General features: G+C 71.7%; 12 protein-coding genes. 7 read left to right on the top strand and 5 right to left on the bottom strand.

Annotation, left to right across the window (positions count from 1 at the left end; genetic code table 11):
* Position 1: 1 nt before the first annotated feature.
* The 4 genes from ACFYO2_RS37435 to ACFYO2_RS37420 all read right to left on the bottom strand — a co-directional run bounded on the left by ACFYO2_RS37435 (position 2) and on the right by ACFYO2_RS37420 (position 6,643).
* The gene (locus ACFYO2_RS37435; protein ID WP_388358517.1) at positions 2–1,213 is read right to left on the bottom strand and encodes an SGNH/GDSL hydrolase family protein; all 1,212 of its coding nucleotides are present in this window, start codon (positions 1,211–1,213) and stop codon (positions 2–4) included.
* Positions 1,210–3,576, bottom strand: coding sequence for a glycoside hydrolase N-terminal domain-containing protein (locus tag ACFYO2_RS37430; RefSeq protein WP_388358515.1), 2,367 nt, complete (start codon positions 3,574–3,576; stop codon positions 1,210–1,212). Before ACFYO2_RS37430 ends, ACFYO2_RS37435 begins: the two co-directional genes overlap by 4 nt.
* A 25-nt stretch (positions 3,577–3,601) precedes the next feature.
* Positions 3,602–5,398: an alpha-galactosidase D gene (locus tag ACFYO2_RS37425; protein ID WP_388358512.1), complete on the bottom strand. Its 1,797-nt coding sequence runs from the start codon at positions 5,396–5,398 to the stop codon at positions 3,602–3,604.
* A gap of 72 nt (positions 5,399–5,470) precedes the next feature.
* On the bottom strand, positions 5,471–6,643 hold the full coding sequence (locus ACFYO2_RS37420) for an ROK family protein (RefSeq protein WP_388358510.1): 1,173 nt from the start codon (positions 6,641–6,643) through the stop codon (positions 5,471–5,473).
* A 226-nt stretch (positions 6,644–6,869) separates the two neighbouring features.
* Here ACFYO2_RS37420 and ACFYO2_RS37415 point away from each other — a divergent pair, with 226 nt between their 5' ends.
* The 7 genes from ACFYO2_RS37415 (at position 6,870) to ACFYO2_RS37385 (ending at position 15,544) form a co-directional block, all read left to right on the top strand.
* Positions 6,870–8,108 carry a serine hydrolase domain-containing protein gene (locus ACFYO2_RS37415; protein WP_388358508.1) on the top strand — a complete coding sequence of 413 codons (1,239 nt, stop codon included), beginning with the start codon at positions 6,870–6,872 and terminating at the stop codon, positions 8,106–8,108.
* Between the two features lie 97 nt (positions 8,109–8,205).
* The gene (locus tag ACFYO2_RS37410) at positions 8,206–9,552 is read left to right on the top strand and encodes a CAP domain-containing protein (protein WP_388358506.1); all 1,347 of its coding nucleotides are present in this window, start codon (positions 8,206–8,208) and stop codon (positions 9,550–9,552) included.
* A 104-nt stretch (positions 9,553–9,656) separates the two neighbouring features.
* The gene (locus ACFYO2_RS37405; protein WP_388358504.1) at positions 9,657–10,334 is read left to right on the top strand and encodes an AIM24 family protein; all 678 of its coding nucleotides are present in this window, start codon (positions 9,657–9,659) and stop codon (positions 10,332–10,334) included.
* Positions 10,335–10,504: 170 nt separating this feature from the next.
* The gene (locus tag ACFYO2_RS37400) at positions 10,505–11,665 is read left to right on the top strand and encodes a tetratricopeptide repeat protein (protein WP_388358501.1); all 1,161 of its coding nucleotides are present in this window, start codon (positions 10,505–10,507) and stop codon (positions 11,663–11,665) included.
* Complete coding sequence (locus ACFYO2_RS37395; protein ID WP_388358498.1) at positions 11,662–12,687, top strand: polyprenyl synthetase family protein; 1,026 nt, start codon at positions 11,662–11,664, stop codon at positions 12,685–12,687. The genes ACFYO2_RS37400 and ACFYO2_RS37395 overlap by 4 nt, the downstream gene beginning before the upstream one ends.
* A gap of 101 nt (positions 12,688–12,788) precedes the next feature.
* Entirely contained in the window at positions 12,789–13,748 is a 960-nt protein-coding gene (locus tag ACFYO2_RS37390; RefSeq protein WP_388358495.1) for a threonine/serine dehydratase, read from the top strand.
* 158 nt (positions 13,749–13,906) lie between these two features.
* Positions 13,907–15,544 (top strand): serine/threonine protein kinase, encoded by a 1,638-nt coding sequence (locus ACFYO2_RS37385; RefSeq protein ID WP_388358493.1) that lies wholly within the window; start codon positions 13,907–13,909, stop codon positions 15,542–15,544.
* On the opposite strand, the gene ACFYO2_RS37380 is transcribed toward ACFYO2_RS37385, so the two are convergent.
* Complete coding sequence (locus ACFYO2_RS37380; RefSeq protein WP_388358490.1) at positions 15,536–16,984, bottom strand: serine hydrolase domain-containing protein; 1,449 nt, start codon at positions 16,982–16,984, stop codon at positions 15,536–15,538. The two genes, ACFYO2_RS37385 and ACFYO2_RS37380, sit on opposite strands and share 9 nt — an antisense overlap.
* Between the last annotated feature and the right edge of the window lie 53 nt (positions 16,985–17,037).

Genomic DNA, 17,037 nt, shown 5'->3' with positions numbered 1-17,037 from the left:
GCTAGGGCAGCGGGTCGGCGCAGTCGAGGCTCTCGATGTCGACGGCGTCGGCCATCGCCTGCATTCCCTTGTCGTTGGGGTGCAGGTGGTCGCCGCCGTCGAAGGTGGGGTGGATGCGTTCGGAGTCGTAGGGGCTGCGGAGGATGCGGTCGAAGTCGGTGACGGTGTCGAACTCGCCGCCGGTCCTGATGAACTCGTTGACTTCCCGGCGGACGGCTTCGGCATCCGGGTCCCATTCGGACCAGCCCTTGAAAGGGCCGACGGTGGCCGCGGCCACGCACTTGCCGGCCTCGTGCGCCCGGTCGATGATCTCGCGGTAGCCAGCGATCAGATCGTCCGCGGTGACGCCGGTGTGGGCCTTGATGTCGTTGACGCCCTCGAAGAGGAAGACGGTGCGCAGGCCGGGCTGGGACAGCACGTCCCGGTCCAGTCGGTTCAGGGCGCTCTGTCCGGCGCCGTCGGCGAGGACCTTGTTGCCGGAGATGCCCTCGTTGGCGACGCCTTTGACGACGGTGTCCGCCTGTTGGAGGCGGCGGGCGAGGTAGTCGGGCCAGCGGCGGTTCTTGTCGTTGGTGGACTGCCAGCCGTCGGTGACGGAGTCGCCGAGCGCGACGACGGCTCCGGTGTCCGCGCCCGCCCGAACGGAGACTGCGTCGAGGTAGAACCAGGAGCCGGTGGTCTGCGTCCAGTTCGCGGCGCTCTCCTCGGCGGTGTGGTCGCCCGGGGTGGCGTAGGACGTCTGCATGGCCATCCAGTGACCGGTCGCCGGACCCGAGGCGTCGGCCGTGTGGATGCTGATGACCAGGTTGGTCGCGGCGGGCAGCCTGCCCGGCAGCGGGTCGCTCAGTACGGTCTCCCCGGCGGGGACGGTGACGGAGCGCGCTCCGCCGAACGTCAGCCTCCGGTTGCTGCCGCGGACCAGTTCGGCGCCCGCCTTCTGGAGGCCGGCGTACCCGCTGTCGAAGGTCACCGGCCGGTCCCCGAAGGCGTTGGAGAGCCGGATCCGCGGATCGCGGCCCCCGACGCTGGTGTGCACGACGAGCCGGTAGCCGTGGTCGGCGGATGCCTCGCCGAAGCGGTCGGCGCTCGCTCCCCAGGTGACGACACCGGCGGGGACGTCGGGCGCCCCGTTGGGCGTGGACGTGGACTGGCAGGCGGAGGCCAGCAGCAGTACGACGACCGCGCGGCCCGCACGCGCGAGACGGCCCTTCACCGCACGAGGTCCTGCAACGTGACGGACTCCCCGGGCTTCAGACTCACGGTCCGGACCCTGTCGCCGAACGCCACCGTCGTGGTCCGGCCGCCCACGCTGCGGATCCGCGCGTGAGTCGGCCTGCCGTCCCGCCAGTCCAGGTCGACGACGAACCCGCCGCGCGCGCCGGCCCCGGTGAGGGAGCCGGTCCGCGCCCAGGCGTCGGGCAGGGCCGGGAGGAGTTCGATGTGGCCCGGGCGGGAGTAGAGGAGCATCTCGATCATCGCTGCCGGTGTGCCGAAGTTGGCATCGATCTGGAAGATGCCCCGGCCCTGTGACACTTCGTAGATGTCGAACAGGTTGGGGGCGGTGCCGTTGCCGCCGCCGGTCGAGGGGCGGAGGTTGTTCACGACCAGCTGGTAGGCGTTCTCGGCGTTCTTCAGACGGGCCCAGCACAGGCCGCGCCATGCGTTCGCCCAGCCGAAGCTCTCCATGCCGCGTGCGGTGAGCAGGGCGGTGGCGCCGTCGACGATGTCGGCCGGACTGGAGCCGTCGGGGCGGATGCGGTCGCCGGGGAACAGACCGACCAACGGGGACAGGTGCCGGTGGGTGGTCTCGCCGAGGTTGTCGGGCGACATCCACTCCTCCAGCCAGCCCGTCTTCGGGCTCGCGGTGGGCAGGTACAGCTTCCGCCGCAACGAGGCGATCGTGTCCGCGTACCCGGTGTCCTTCTTCAATTCCGCCGATGCGGTGCAGTAGACGCCGAACAGCGCCCACACCAGTTCCTGGGCGTAGGTGATGCCCTTCGCGTCGAGCGGTCCGTGTTCCGGTGACCAGTCACTGTCGGCGACGAGAACCTCCCGGGAGGTGCCGGGCAATGTCGTGGTGAGCAGTCTCGCCTCCCAGAACTCGCAGGCCCCCTTCAGCAGTGGATAGACCCTCTCCAGATGGGATGACGACCGGGTGAACTCATAGTGCTCCCACAGCGTGGTGCACAGCCAGGCGTTGCCCGCGGGGTGCCACCACCAGCCGTTGCCGCCGTGGGGATTGGTCGAGATGGCCACGGTCCAGCCGGCGATCTCGCCGGTGGAGTTGCGGTAGCGGTTGCGTGGGTCGTTGAAGTGTCGGCGGGTGAGGTCCGTCCAGGACGGGAGCTGGGCGAGGCAGTAGTCGGTGAGCGCGTCGAAGCAGGCGGACAGGCCGGCGCGGTCGGCCATCCAGTAGTTCATCTGGATGTTGATGTCGGTGTGGTAGTCGCCCATCCAGTCCGGGTCGTTGCCGTCGAGCCAGAGCCCCTGGAGGTTCAGCGGCAGGCTGCCACGGGATCCCGAGATCATCAGATACCGGCCGAACTGCAGGTAGGCGGCCTCCAGTTCGGGATCCGGCACCCCGTCACGGGCCCTCGCCCTCAATCGCTCCCAGGTGTCCAGGGAGCGTTGCTCGGCCGACGAGGCGCCCAGACTGAGATCCAACTGGCCGAACAGGGCTCGGTAGTCGGCGACATGCGTGCGGAGGAGCGTGTCGGCCGAGTGTGCGGCGGCGGCGCGGACCTTGGTGCGGGCCAGCCGCTCGGGGTCGAGGGACGGGTCGCGGTACTGGGTGGCGACGTCGGGTGTGTAGTTGGTGCCGCCGCTCACCACCACGGTGAGCTCCCTGCACCCGGAGAAGGAGACCCGCGGCCCGTCGACGGCGACGCGGCCGCCGCTGCCGTATGCGGTGACCGCGGCGCCGTAGCGCAGGCCGTTGGGGAAGGCGGCGCCGAACGAGGTCGCGGGTCCCTCGCCGTGCGTGCCCTCCAGGGTGAGGGTGCCGGTGTGGTGGCCGCCGCCGCTCTGCGTGAAGTGCAGCACGATCACGTCGTCGAGGTGGCTGGCGAAGAGCTGCCGTCGGTACGTCACTGCGGAGCGGACGTACGACGTGGTCACCACGCCCTGGTCGAGGGCGAGGTCTCGGCGATAGCCGGAGACGGCGGACAGGTCGTGGTCGGGAATGTCGACGGTGAGGCGGGCGAGCAGGGTGAAGGAGCCGAAGTTCTGGCGGTCGTAGGGGAATTGGCCGTCGGCATCGAGGGAGTCGTTGAGGCCGCCGGTCCACATCGTGGCGTCGGTGATCAGGAGGACTTCACGGCCCGGGTCGTTGCCGGCGAGGGCTCCGAGACGGCCGTTGCCAACGGGCAGGCCCTGTTCGATCATGGAGCGGTCGTCGGCGGGGGCCTGCCACCACAGTCCGTGGCGTGCGTCGCGGCCGGGCAGGGGCGAGTCGGCGGGCCGCTGTGGGGTGGCGGTCGCGGTGAACGTCGGCAGGGTGGCGAGTGCGCCGGTCATCGCGGCGAGGGCGAGGAGGTTGCGTCTGGGCAGCTGGCCGGAAGGCCGGTCGGTGTCCATGGGGGCTCCGCTCCGGGGTGGGTGGTCAGGACGTCTTCGGGACGTCGATGCGGTCGATGTCGGGGGCGTAGCCCGTACTGCTGTCGAAGGTGACCGTGTTGCTGCCCGCCTTCAGCGCGACCGGCACGCTGACCGTCCCGACGGTTCCCCAGTCGCCGGTGGACGGGAACTTGTGACGGGTGGCGCCGCCGGTGTTCGCGGAGACGTCGACGGAGCGGGCGTCACCGCTGACGTAGGCGACCTTGATCCAGTAGGTCCCGGCCTTGCCGACCACGACGTCGTTGAAGCGGAGCTTGCCGCCGAGGTACAGGTTGCCGATCTTCTTGCCGCCGGAGCAGGTGGAGCAGTCGGCCGGGGAGGCGTTGCCGCCGAGGGCGTTCGCCGGGGACTCGGCCTCGTAGGCGGTCGTGGTGAGCGCGCTGCCCTGCGGGGTGACGGTGAAGAGGCGGGAGCCGTGGGCCGGGAGGGCCTGGGTGACCTTGTTCTTGTACGTGCCGAGGTCCTCGTGGTTCCACAGGTCACGGACGGCGGCCTTGCCGGTGAAGCCGAGGGTGGACCAGTCGGCGGTGACGGCGGCGGGCGCGTCGGCGAGGTTGAACAGGGCGACGGTGTAGGTGCCGTTCGGGTTCTTCGCGGCCCACACCTGCTGGGGGTCGGAGGCGGTCACCGGGCGCGCGGGCGGGGCGGCGCCCTGGTTGAGGGCGATGACCTCGCGGTTGGTCAGCAGGGACAGGCCGTAGGAGTCGAGGCGGGTGAGGTCGTCGCCGGTGTAGAGCGGGGACTTGGCGATGGCCCACAGGGTGGCGTAGCTCTGCCGCTCGGCCTTGGTGAGGCCGTCCATATCGCCGTTGCCGACGTCCAGGGCGTCGAGGTCGTTCCAGCCGCCGGGGCCGGCGTGCCGGGTCCAGGCGGGGGTGTCGTCCCAGCGGTCGTCGACGGAGTTCTCCCAGCTGACCAGCGTGTTGCAGTAGCACTCGACGTCGGTGTCGATGCGCCAGCCGTTGGAGTACTTCTTCCAGTCGGCGGCGTGGCCGATGTCGAGGGACCAGGACAGCTCGAGGTGGATGGGGCGGCCCGCACCGGCTATCGCCTTGTTCCAGGCGGCCACGTCGGCAATGTTGTCGTACTGGTCGCCGCTCTTGCCGGAGCCGGGGCCGACGCCGTCGAGCTTGAGGAAGTCGTAGCCCCAGTCGGCGATGAGCTGTGCCTGGGAGTCGATGTACTTCTGGGTGCAGGGGCGGGAGAAGTCGAGTTTGTAGGAGCTGTCCCAGCCGTTGGTGGTGCGCAGGTCGCCGTAGACGATGTCGGCGGTCGTGCAGCCCTCGGCGTTCCGGACCGGGACCTTGCCGGCGCCGTACGCCTCCTTCTCCAGGCCGGCGGGCAGGTAGATGCCGGCCTTGAGGCCCTTGGCGTGGATGCGGTCGGCGACGGCCTTCATGCCGCTGGGGAAGCGGACCGGGTCGGCCTTCTGGCGCCCGTACTCGTCGAAGGCGGGCTTCCAGGCGCTGTCCCGCCACCAGCCGGCGTCGATGTTGACGTACTCGTAGCCGTACTTCTTGAGCTTGGCGGCCATGGCGTCGGTCTGCTTGAGGACGTTCGCCTCGGTCAGGTAGCTGTACTCGCCGTCCGGGTTGAGGCCGGGGTACTTGGACGACTGCATGCTCCAGCTCGACCAGCCCATGTAGGGCTTGGCGGCGAGCTCCGGGGCGGCCGTGACGGCCTGCGCCACCGGGGCGGCGGTGACGGCTCCGGCTGCGAGGGCCAGGACCACCACGGCTCTGAGGGCGCGTGCGGGCAGGACGGAGTACGAGGATGACCACATGGGTCGTACCTCCCGGGGTCGGCTCTGCGGGTGGGCGGGTGGGTGGGTGGTCGGGGCGCGCGAGGGCACGCTCTAGGTGTCGGCTCGGATGAAGGACTGGATGGCGGTGGCCGCGGCCCCGCGCGCCCACTCCTCGAAGGGCAGCGGGCGGGTCTGTACGTCGCACTGCGCGGCGGAGCCGAAGGCGGCCGCGGCGAAGGAGTCGCGGATCTGCTCGGCGAACAGGTCGTGGGCGGCCAGGCCCTCGCCGGAGATGATCACGCGCTCGGGGCCGAGGAGGTTGGCCACGGTGGCGATGCCCCGGCCGATCGCCTCGCCCGCGCGCGCGTACGCCTCGCGGGCTCCGGGAACCCCGCGGCGGGCGAGCCGTACGGCTTCCGCCGTGTCGGCGACCTCGACGCCCGTGGTCTCGCGGATCCGTCTGAGGATCGCGGCGTCTCCCGCGATCGCCTCCACGCAGCCGCGGTTGCCGCAGTGGCACAAGGGTCCGGCCGGGTCGACGGTCACATGACCGATCTCGCCCGCCACGCCATACGCACCGGCGACCACCCGGCCGTGTACGACGAGGCCGCAGCCGATGCCGGCACCGACCGTCACCACGGCGAAGTCGGACAGGCCGACGCCCGCGCCGAACCACTGCTCGGCGACGGTCAGCGCGCGCACGTCGTTGTCGACGGTGACGGGCAACCCCGTGGTCGTGGCGGTGAGTTCGGCGAGCGGGACGTCGCGCCACTCCAGGAAGGGCGAGTAGCGGACGACACCCGCGCCGCGATCGACGTCACCGGAGACGGCGATACCGAGGCCCAGGACGCCCACACCAAGACCGGCCGCCTCGGTCAGTAGTTCCTGGACCACGTCCGCCGTCCCGGCCAGCACCACCTTGAGGTCACGGTCCGTCAGCGGTACGTGGCAGGCGGCGCGGATCCGGCAGCACAGGTCGGTGAGCACGCCGATGATCTCGTCGCCGGTCACCTTGATCCCGAGGAAGAGCGCCCGCCCGCCGTCGACCCGCACCAGGTTCGCCGGCCGCCCGAGCGCGGGTCGCGCCTCCTCGTCGGCGTCCTCCACCAGGTATCCGGTCTCGATCAGCGGCCGTACCGCCTTGGTGACGGCGGCCGGTGACAGCCCGGCCCGCCGGGCCACCTCCAGGCGGGCGAGGGGGCCTTGGGACAGGACGATGGTGAAGATCTGGGCGGCGGCCGGGGTGTTGACGGGGAACGTCTCGGCGCTGTGCGTCTGGCGCATGGCCGGGAACCTAGAGGGGTTCTTTTCTGTCGTCAATAAAAGAAGCAGAATTCGCATCGCGGTGCGGCCACTTCTGGAACGGCCGTGGACCTCTTCGCGAAATGGTCGATTTCAGGCAATTCGGAAGCGATACTGCGCTATCCGCATCGCGCAGTGATCACCGAGTGGCCAACCGTGTGCCCATTGTGCGGATGTGACTCGCCGACAGAAACAGGAGAGCAGTCGCATGGCATCTGCAATGGCGCGCAGGGGCACAGTGGTGGGGGCGGTTCTGCTGTCCTTGCTGGCGGTTCCCGCGCAGGCCGCACCCCGGGAATCGACGGCCATCGAAGCCGGCACGACCGCGGCGGGCACGCTGCCCAAACCCGATCTCGCCGGTCTGCGCGGTGTCCTGCGCAAGGCACTGAAGCAGGGCGCGCCCGGCGCGATGGCCCGGATCGACGACGGCGGCACGGTTCGCCTGGCCGCCGCGGGCGTCGCGAACCGGAAGACACTGCGGGCCATCGGCGACGCCGACCGCTTCCGCATCGGCAGCGTCACCAAGGTCTTCACCGCGACGGTGCTGCTGCAACTGGTCGACGAGAAGAAGCTGAAGCTGGGCTCGTCGGTCAACCGCTATCTGCCGGGTCTGCTGCCGGACGGCCGGATCACGGTGCGGCACGTGCTGAGCCATCGCAGCGGGCTGTACGACTACACGAACGATATGTTCGCGAGGACGGTCCCGGGGTTCGAGGCCGTCCGCACCAAGGTCTTCACCCCCCGCCAGTTGGTGGAGCGGTCGCTGCGCCGGCCGCGGACCAACGCGCCGGGCGCCGCCTACTCCTACTCCAACACCAACTTCGTCGTCGCGGGGATGCTCGTCGAGAAGCTGACCGGCCACTCCCTGCGGACCGAGTACCAGAACCGGATCATCAACCCGCTGAAGCTGAGCGACACCTTCTACGCACACCCCGGTACGAAGATCCCCGGCCGCCACGCCCGCGGCTATCTCACCCCCGACCAGGCGGGCGCCGCACTGGTCGACGCCACCCGGCAGACCGTGTCCTGGGCGCAGGGCGCGGGCGCGCTCATCTCCAGCACCCGGGACCTCAACACCTTCCTCACCGCCCTGCTCAGCGGCCGGCTGACCTCGGCCGCGCAGCTGGCGCGGATGCAGCGGTGGATGCCGGCGGGCACTTCGCAGGCGTACGGGCTCGGCCTGCGCCGCCGCAACCTGTCGTGCGGTGTGTCCGTGTACGGCCACACGGGCGCCGTCCAGGGCTACTACACGTACGCCTTCACCACGAAGGACGGTGGACGCAGCCTCAGCGCGCTCGCCAACACCTCCAACAACGGGGAGGTCCTCAACACGATGCTGGGCACGCTGGAGTCCGCGTTCTGCGGCAAGCGGACGAAGGCGGCGCGCGGCGTTGCCGCTCCCGTCGAACGGCATGAGGACATCGCTCCGGGGATCGCCCTGGACTGACCCGGGTGGGCGGGCGAGGCGGGGAACGCTCGCGCGCTGACGCACGTTGTCCGGACGACCCCCCAGGGGTCCCGAACGACGACATCAGGGCGGCACGATGAGCGAGTTGGTCCCCGGGGGCAATCTGCCCCTCCCGGGCGGTCCCGTGACCGTCCGGGTCCCCGGCCCGTTCGACGTGTCCGCGCTCATCACGGACGACGACGGCAAGGTCGGGGGCGACGACGACTTCGTCTTCTACAACCAGCCGGCCGCTCCGGGCGCCCGCCTGCACGGCGACACGCTGATCGTCGACCCACCGCGGTTGCGCGCCGGCGCCACCCGGCTCACCGTGCTGGTCAGCCCGGCCGATCCCGCCACCTCGCTGGGCCGGCTGCCCGCCCCCACCCTGCACGTCACCAACGCGAGCGGCCGTCCCCTGGGCCGGTTCGTCCCGCCACGCCCGCGCCAGGAGACCGTCCTGCTCCTCGCGGAGATCTACCGGCGCGGCGACGGCTGGAAGCTGCGGGCGCTGGGCCAGGGATACGCCGACGGACTGGCGGGCCTGGCCCGCGACTTCGGGGTGGACGTCGCCGACGACCCACCGGCGCCGACGACCCGCCCGGCGCCGTCCCCCTCCTTCCCGGCAACCCGGCCGCCACGGACGGCACGCCGGATATCGTCGGCCCCCGACCCCGACGGCTTCCTCGGCCTGGTCAACTCCGCCCGGGCCGCCGCCGGTTCACCTCCGGTCGCCCTCGACACGCGTCTGGCCACCGCGGCGCACGCCCACGCGTCCGTCATGGCCTCGGCGGGGCGGCTCGGCGTCGAGGGTGCGGACGGCGTCTCCCTCCACCAGCGCGTCGCCGCCACCGGATACGCGTATGTCACCGTCGGCGAGCACCTGGTCTCCGGCCCGCGCACCCCCGCCGAGTTCGTCGCGTACTGCCTGCGCACCGAACAGCCCCGGCGCACCCTGCACGACCCGGCGTTCACCCACGCCGGACTGGCATACATCACCGACGGCCGATCAGGCGACACGTTCTGGACCGCGCTCTGGGCCAAACCCCTCACGCCCGCCGAGCTGGCGCGAACGCAGGCCGACGTCGTCGAACTCACCAACCGGGAACGGGCCCGGGCCGGATTGCCGCGCCTCGCGGTGGATCCGCCGCTGGCCGCCGCCGCGCAGGCGTACAGCACGGACATGGCGGCCCGCGCGTTCTACTCCCACACCTCGCCCGAGGGCACGCAGCCCTGGGACCGGGCCGCCGCCGCGGGCTCCACTCTGCGTTCGATCGGCGAGAACATCGCCTGCGGGCAGCGCTCCCCCGCCGAGGTCGTGGAGGGCTGGATGAACAGCCCCGGTCACCGTGCCAACATCCTCAAGCCCACCTTCACCCGCATAGGGGTCGGCTTCGCGGGCGGCGGCCCGGCGGGCACGTACTGGACACAGCTGTTCGGTGCCTGAAGCTGCCGTTCCCGAGACGGGCTCGGCCGGGACAGCCGGACCGGAGGAAAACGCCCCGACCCGCGATCTTGGCGGAGGGCATCCCTCCGGGACAGGATGCCTGCATGAAGGGTGACCTGTTTTCCAGCGAGCACATGGTGCAGCCGGCCTCCGCGCCGGGCATGACGGTCGAGAACTCCAAGTGCATCAAGTACGCGGTGCACGGCGAGATGCTGGCCCGCCAGGGGGCGATGGTCGCCTACCGCGGCAATCTGCAGTTCGAACGCAAGGGCCAAGGCGTGGGCGGCATGCTCAAGCGCGCGGTCACCGGGGAGGGCCTCGCGCTCATGGCCGTGCGCGGGCAGGGCGAGGCCTGGTTCGCTCACGAGGCGCAGAACTGTTTCGTCGTCGAGGTGGACCCCGGCGACGAGTTCACCGTCAACGGCCGCAACGTCCTGTGTTTCGACGCCACGTTGTCGTACCGGATAGCCACCGTGAAGGGCGCCGGCATCACCGGCGGCGGTCTCTTCAACAGCGTCTTCACCGGTCACGGGAGGCTGGGCCTGGTGTGCGAGGGCAACCCGCTGGTCATTCCGGTCTCGCCGCAGTACCCGGTCTACGTCGACACGGACGCGGTCGTCGGCTGGACGGCGGGACTGGGAACCTCGCTGCACCGTTCGCAGTCCATCGGGTCGATGCTGCGCGGCGGTTCCGGAGAGGCCGTGCAGCTGATGCTCCAGGGCCAGGGCTACGTCGTCGTCCGGCCGAGCGAGGCCACGCCCCAGAAGGCCCAGCAGCACTGAGCCCCATGAAGTGATCTGCGCCTCACGGGCAACCCGTTCGGCTCCGTCCGCGTCTTGATCGGCAACAGACCAAGCCCCGGCCTTCGGGCCGGGGCTGATTTCCGACGCACTATACGCTCTATGTATACATGCAATGTATAGACAAGGTGTATACCGACCGAAAGGCATGCATGTACGGCAAGGCATTCGCCCCGGAGTACCAGGGCGCCCTCACCACTCTGTCCGTGAACTCCTCGCTGACCGACGTACTGGCCGCCGGCACCGAGCAGTTGAGGGCCGCCGAGCGAGCCGGTCAGCACGGGGAGGCGGCCCGCTCCGGGCTGGCGGTCGCCGAGGCACACCGCCGGCTGGGCCGGATCGGGGAGGCGGACCGGGCGTGGAAGGCGAGTTACCGTGCGGCCCGGGCGGCCGGGGACATCGCAGCGATGGCCTGGGCGCTGTGGAGCGGCGGCACGCTGGCCCGGCAGCGCGGCTCCCTGGCGCTGGCCCGGCGACTGCTTCACCTCGCGGCCGAACTGGGAGAGCGCGGCGGCGACATCGTCGTCCGCGGCTACTCCCTCGCGGGCCTCGCCGAGACCGGCCGCATCCAGGGTGACTACGAGGCTGTCGGCAGGCTGCACGAGCAGCTGCTCTCCGAAGCCCGTCGGCGCGGCGAGGCGCGGCACACGGTATGGGCCCTGGAGGGCATCGCGCAGATGCACCGCAACACCGGCGCGTACGACATGGCATACGCGATGTTCGAGGAGGCGGCCGGTATCGCCGCGCGCGCCGACGACCGGCGGGGGCACGCCTGGGCGCTGCGCGGCCTCGCCGACGTCGTCTCCGTGCGCGACGGCGACACCGAGCGGGCGCTCGCCCTACTGTCCGAGGCGGAAACGACGTGCCGCGCGATGAAGCTGTCCGGCGCGTTGGCCTACAACCACAAGATGCGCGGCAACGTCCTCTACCGCGCCGGGCGTTACGGCGAGGCCCGGGACCAGTACGAGAGGGCGCTGGCGGAGTTCCGTGCCATGAGCGAGCCGCGCGGGGAGGCCCTGGCCCGGCTCGGGCTGGCCAAGTCCCTGGCCCGGCTGGGCCGCGACCGCGCCGATACCGCAGCCGAACTGGCCGACCTGGCGGTGGCGTTGGAGCGGATCGGCCTGCGGCACGCGCGCACGATGGTGGCGCGGGCGGAAGAGGAGTTCGGCCTGCGGGCACAGGGGCAGGACAGCTCGCGGGGGCAGGAACACTCCGGCCTGCGGGTCCAGAAGGCGTCCGGGCTGCCGGCACCGGGGCAGGACAGCTCGCGGGCGCGGGAACACTCCGGCCTGCGGGCGGAGGTCGTGCGGTGACGGCGCTGACGTCGGCCACAGCCGCGCCCGAAGTCCTCGGCCGCTGCCGCACATTGGTGCGGCCCGCGTTGCGGGAAGCCGTCGGGCGGATGCATCCGTGGGTCGGTGAGATGGCCGCGTACTCCTTCGGCTGGTGCGAGGTCGGCGGCGGGCCCACCCTCGCACCCGGCGGCAAGGGGCTGCGGCAGGCCCTCGCCGTACTCGGGGCCGAGGCGGCCGGTGCGCCCGGGCCGGCCGGGGTACCGGCGGCGGTCGCGGTCGAGCTGGTGCACACCTTCTCCCTGCTGCACGACGACATCATGGACGGCGACGCGGCCCGGCGCCGCCGCCCGACCGTGTGGAAGGCGTACGGGACGGGTCCGGCGGTCCTCGCGGGTGACGCGCTGTTCGCCCTGGCCGTGGAGACGCTCGCCGCGACACCGACCGGCCCCGGGGCCCTGCGCCTGCTGTCCGTCGCGTTGGGCGACCTGGTGCGCGGCCAGGCCGACGACCTGCTGTTCGCCACGCGCCCGTGGACGGGGCCGCGCCGGGTGCGGCCGGGCGAGTACCGCACGATGGCCGAGCACAAGACCGGCGCGCTGCTGGGCTGCGCGGCCGCGCTGGGCGCCCTGCTCGGCGGAGCGCCGCCCGCCGTGGTCAGCGCCTTCGACCGGGCCGGACGGCATCTCGGGATCGCGTTCCAGGTCGTCGACGACGTCCTGGGGATCTGGGGCGACCCGGCCGTCACCGGTAAGCCCGTCCACGGCGATCTGCGGGAGGGCAAGAAGACCTTCCCGGTGCTGGCGGCGCTCGACTCGACAGGTCCCGTGGCCGGACGGCTCGCCGCTGTCCTGGAAGGCGCCGGGGAGCCCGAGGAGGCTGCCGCGCTGATCGACGAGACGGGTGGCCGGGCAGCGGCGCTTGCCGAGACGCGCCGTCATGTCGCCGCCGTCGAGTCGGCCATCGCCGACGTGCCGATCGTGGCGGGCGCGGCCGACGACCTGCGGTCGCTGCTGGACTTCCTCGTACGGCGCGACCTCTGATGCCGGGTTCACCCGCGTAATACCGGGTTGACCCGCGCCGCCTCGCACGCCAGAGTGCGAGACGGCCTGGATCATCGCCCCGCGCCGGGAGGATGAGTGCCTTGATCGGGATCACGGACATCGAGCACGCGGCCGAGCAGATCGCCGGACACGTCGTACGCACCCCGACGGTGCCGAGCCCCGGCCTGTCCGCGCTGCTCGGTGTCCCTGTCACGGCAAAGCTGGAACTGCTTCAGCGCACCGGCTCCTTCAAGGCGCGCGGGGCCACGGCCAGGCTGCTCGCGCTGACCGGGGCCGAGCGGGCGGCCGGGGTCGCGGCGGTGAGCGGCGGCAACCACGGGATCGCCCTCGCGGCCATGGCGGCGGCCCTCGGCGTGAAGGCGACGGTCGTCATGCCGGGTTCGGCGCCCGCCCGTTCCGTCGAGATCGTGCGGGAGGCGGGCGCGTCGGTGCGACTCACCGACGGTATGGACGCCGCGTTCTCGCTCGCGACCCGGCTCCGGGACGAGGGGCTGACGCTGGTGCACCCGTTCGACGATCCCGTGGTGATCGCCGGACAGGGCACCGTCGGCCTGGAGTTCGCCGAGGATGCCGACGACCTCACCGACGTCCTGGTGAGTGTCGGGGGCGGCGGGCTGATCGCCGGTGTCGCTGCGGCGTTGCGCGCCCGCCGTCCGGGGCTGCGGATCTGGGGTGTGGAGACCGAGGGCGCCGAGGCCATGTCCCGGGCGCTGGCGGCGGGCGGGCCGGTACCGGTCCCGCTGTCGTCGATCGTGTCCACGCTGAGCGCGCCGTCCGTGTCGCAACTGACGTACGACCATGCGTCGGCCCTGGTCACCGAGGTGCTCGTGGTCTCCGACCGGGAGGCGGTGCGGGGCTCGCTCGAACTCGCCGAGCACGCCAAGGTGTGGGCCGAACCCGCTGCCGGCTGCCTGCTTCCCGCGGCCCGGCGGGTCCTGCAGCGGGTCGGTGAGAGCGCCCGGCTGGGACTCGTGGTGTGCGGGGGCAATACGACGACCGGTGACGTCCTGGCCTGGTCCGAGCGGTTCGGACTGCGCTGAGGTGTCAACTCCGGTCGTCGACGGACAGTTCCTACTGACCGGTCGTACAGCGGATGAACAAAAGAAAAGAGACGCCGTTCAGTTGAGGATTCATTGAACATATCCCGCCGCGGCCACCGTACCTCTGTGAAAGGTGAGAGCCAGGGGTTCAGCGAGGGATGACCATGGTCAAGGCGCACGTCTCCACACACGAGTTGGTCGCCGGAAGGTACCGGCTCCTGGAGGTCCTCCACCGCGAGACCAACCGCATCTGCTGGTACGGCGAGGACATCCAGGTCGAGCGCCCCTGTCTGCTCACCCAGATCGGGCTGCCGGCCGACCCGGACGGGGAGAACGCCCGCCGGGTCACCGCGCGGATCATCCACATGTCGGAGACCCTGGGGCTGCTGTGCCCCGGCCGGATCACCCCGGTCGTCGACGCCGTCGTGGAGTCCGACACCCTGTGGACCGTCACCGATTGCATCGACGGCATCCCGCTGGGCGAAGTGATCGGCCGACACGGCCCGTTCAACTACGTGCGGGCCGCACGCATCGGCCTGGAGCTGCTCGACGTGCTGGAGGCGGCGCACGGCGAGGGCATCACGCACGGCGAACTCAGCCCCGGTCAGGTGTTCGTACGGGAGGGAGGCACCGTCGTCGTCACCGGCTTCGGGCTGGCCGGCGCGACCCTCGCACCCAGGGTCGCTGTGCCGTCGTACGCCTCCCCGGAACAGGCCCGCGACGAACGCATCGGGCCGGCCGCCGATCTGTGGGCGCTGGGCGCGATCCTCTACACGATGATCGAGGGCCGTCCGCCCTACCGCGACCGGGACCGGCCCGAGTCCACCCTCAAGGGCGTGGACCGGCTGCCGCTGCGGGCGCCGTTGCGGGCCGGGCCGCTCACCCAGACCGTACAGGGTCTGCTGCGCAAGAACTCCACGGAACGCCTCACCCGCCCGGTGGTCCGCGACGCTCTCACCCGCGTCCTCAACGAGGACCCGGACATGGCCATGAGCTCGATGCCCAGGCCCCGGCTGCGCGGGATGTACACGGCGGGCCCGGGGTGGAGCAGGCGCACCATGGTCGCCGGTACCGCCCTGGCCGTCGTCACGGTCGCCGTCGCCGTCCTGGCCGTGACCCGCCAACTGCCGGGCACCAGCACCTCCGCGAGCGACGCGCCGCCGAGTCCCTCCCCCTCCGCCTCCGCCGTCGCACCCGGCGACGGCACCGGCGGACAGACCTCCCGGCCGCCGGCGACACCGTCACCCACAACGCCGACACCCACACCTACACCCACGCCCACCCCGACACCGACACCGACCCCGACGGTGACCCCGGAGGGCAACGGCCTGCATTCCGGATACAGCGTCTACCACTCCCCCGAGGGCTTCTCCGTGGCCCTCCCCAAGGGCTGGAAGCCGCTGAGCACCACGCGCCAGTCCGATCTGGCGTACCGCGTGGTCCTCGGCGCGAAGGACGACCCGCGCACGCTCGCCGTCACCTACAGCGAACGCGTGGGCGAGGACGCCGTCGCCGTGTGGCGGGACGACGTCGAGCCGGACCTCAAGACGTCGGGGGACTACCGGCGGATCGGCGAGATACGCGCCAGGACGTACCAGGGGCACGAGGCCGCCGACATGGAGTGGCTCGCCGACGTCGACGGCACCCGCGTGCGCACGTTCGGCCGCGGCTTCCTCATCGGAGGAGGCCGCGGCTACTCGCTGCGCTGGACGACCCCGGCCGCGGACTGGAACGACAGCGCGAACCGGGAGGCGCTGGACACCTTCCTCGACACCTTCCGACAGCCCTCAGACTGACCCGCGAGGAGCCTTCATCGAGCGGATCCGCCCGCCGTGCAGCGGCTGCGTGCTCCACCGCGCCGTAAAGGTCCGGTCGGTGAGCGAGCACGTCACCACCAGGTGGTGCGGGGTCTCCAGGCAGGCCAGGTCGACGACAAGGGTGCCCGCGTCGGTCCATCCCCCGTCGGACGCGACGGGAACCGGCTCCTCGGTGACCGTCCAACCGCCCAGCCCGAACGGCAGGTCCAGCCGGTGGCCGTCCTCGACCAGCGTCAGGCACCAGCCCTCTCCGTCCGCCGACACCCGCGCCTCGGTCAGCGCCCGCAGGGTCCGGCGCACGACGTCGTCAGGGGTGAACTCGGCGCCGGACCAGGCCTCCACCCGATCCGGCGGCGCCGGCTTGCCCGGGGCCGGCGGCAGCGCCAGTCGGCCCATCCGTTCGGCCAGGGCCGCGTCCTCCTCCTGCCGGCCAGGCAGTGGTTCGGGCCCGAAGGCGGGCAGCAGATGCTCCCAGGCCAGATCCAGGACCGCCTGCATGTCCTCGCTCGCCGAGGTCATCGCGACGACCACGTCGTGCTCGGGCAGCACCAGGCAGTACTGCCCGTACGCCCCGTCGCCGCGGTATCCGTGCCGGGACCTCCAGAACTGGAAGCCGTAGCCCTGCCGCCAGTCGGGCAGCGTGCCGTCGTCGTTCGCGACGTGCACGCTGGTCGCCTCGGCCACCCACCCGTCGGGCAGCAGCCGCTCGCCCTCCCACACCCCGTCCCGCAGGTACAGCAGGCCGAGCCGGGCGATGGCGTCGGTGGTGGCGTGCAGCCCGCTGAAACCCAGCTCACGGCCCGCCCGGTCCCGCGTCCACGCCACCTCGCCGATGCCCAGGGGATCCAACAGGCGCGGCCGCAGGTACGCGCTCACCGACTGGCCGGTGACCCGCTCGATGATCGCGGCCAGCGTGTACGTGGTGGGCTGGCTGTAGGCGAAGACGCTCCCCGGATCCCGGTCCGGCGGCAGCAGCAGGAAGCCGCGGACCAGCTCGTGCGGGTCGAGTGCGTGCGCCCGTTCGTAGGTCTCCTCGAGGTGACCGCTGGCCATGGACGCCACATGCCGTACGAGCATCGCGCGGCTGCGCGGGTCGGTGATGTCGGCGTCGAACTCCGGGAAGTACGAGATCACCGGGTCGTCCAGGCCCAGGAGCCCCTCGCCGGCCGCGAGGCCCACGGCCGTCGCGGTGAAGCTCTTGCTGAGGGAGTACAGGAGATGGAGGCGGTCCGGGGTGTACGGCGCCCACCAGCCCGACGCCACCACATGATCGTGCCGCAGGATCATCAGGCCGTGCGGCTCGATGCCCGGGTCGGCTTCCAGGGCGTCGAGGAAGGCGTGGACGCCCGACGCGTCGACGCCCTGGGCGGCGGGGGCACTCGTGGACAAGCGGCGAGGAGGAAGACGGCGAGCAGTCATGCGGGCATCCTCTCCCGAGCCCCCCGCGGTGATCGAGAGGCCGCGATCGGCCG

The organism is Streptomyces sp. NPDC006602 (assembly GCF_042870385.1).
Taxonomy (GTDB): Bacteria; Actinomycetota; Actinomycetes; order Streptomycetales; family Streptomycetaceae; genus Streptomyces.
Note: the sequence above shows the minus strand (reverse complement) of the source record. Positions and strands in the feature narration are given on the sequence as shown.

Excerpts from the sequence above, each read along its gene's own strand:
- ACFYO2_RS37425 (WP_388358512.1), bottom strand. The coding sequence starts at position 5,398 with ATGTGGTCATCCTCGTACTCCGTCCTGCCCGCACGCGCCCTCAGAGCC.
- ACFYO2_RS37405 (WP_388358504.1), top strand. The coding sequence starts at position 9,657 with ATGAAGGGTGACCTGTTTTCCAGCGAGCACATGGTGCAGCCGGCCTCC.
- ACFYO2_RS37430 (WP_388358515.1), bottom strand. The coding sequence starts at position 3,576 with ATGGACACCGACCGGCCTTCCGGCCAGCTGCCCAGACGCAACCTCCTC.
- ACFYO2_RS37400 (WP_388358501.1), top strand. The coding sequence starts at position 10,505 with ATGTACGGCAAGGCATTCGCCCCGGAGTACCAGGGCGCCCTCACCACT.
- ACFYO2_RS37415 (WP_388358508.1), top strand. The coding sequence starts at position 6,870 with ATGGCATCTGCAATGGCGCGCAGGGGCACAGTGGTGGGGGCGGTTCTG.
- ACFYO2_RS37420 (WP_388358510.1), bottom strand. The coding sequence starts at position 6,643 with ATGCGCCAGACGCACAGCGCCGAGACGTTCCCCGTCAACACCCCGGCC.
- ACFYO2_RS37385 (WP_388358493.1), top strand. The coding sequence starts at position 13,907 with ATGACCATGGTCAAGGCGCACGTCTCCACACACGAGTTGGTCGCCGGA.
- ACFYO2_RS37380 (WP_388358490.1), bottom strand. The coding sequence starts at position 16,984 with ATGACTGCTCGCCGTCTTCCTCCTCGCCGCTTGTCCACGAGTGCCCCC.
- ACFYO2_RS37410 (WP_388358506.1), top strand. The coding sequence starts at position 8,206 with ATGAGCGAGTTGGTCCCCGGGGGCAATCTGCCCCTCCCGGGCGGTCCC.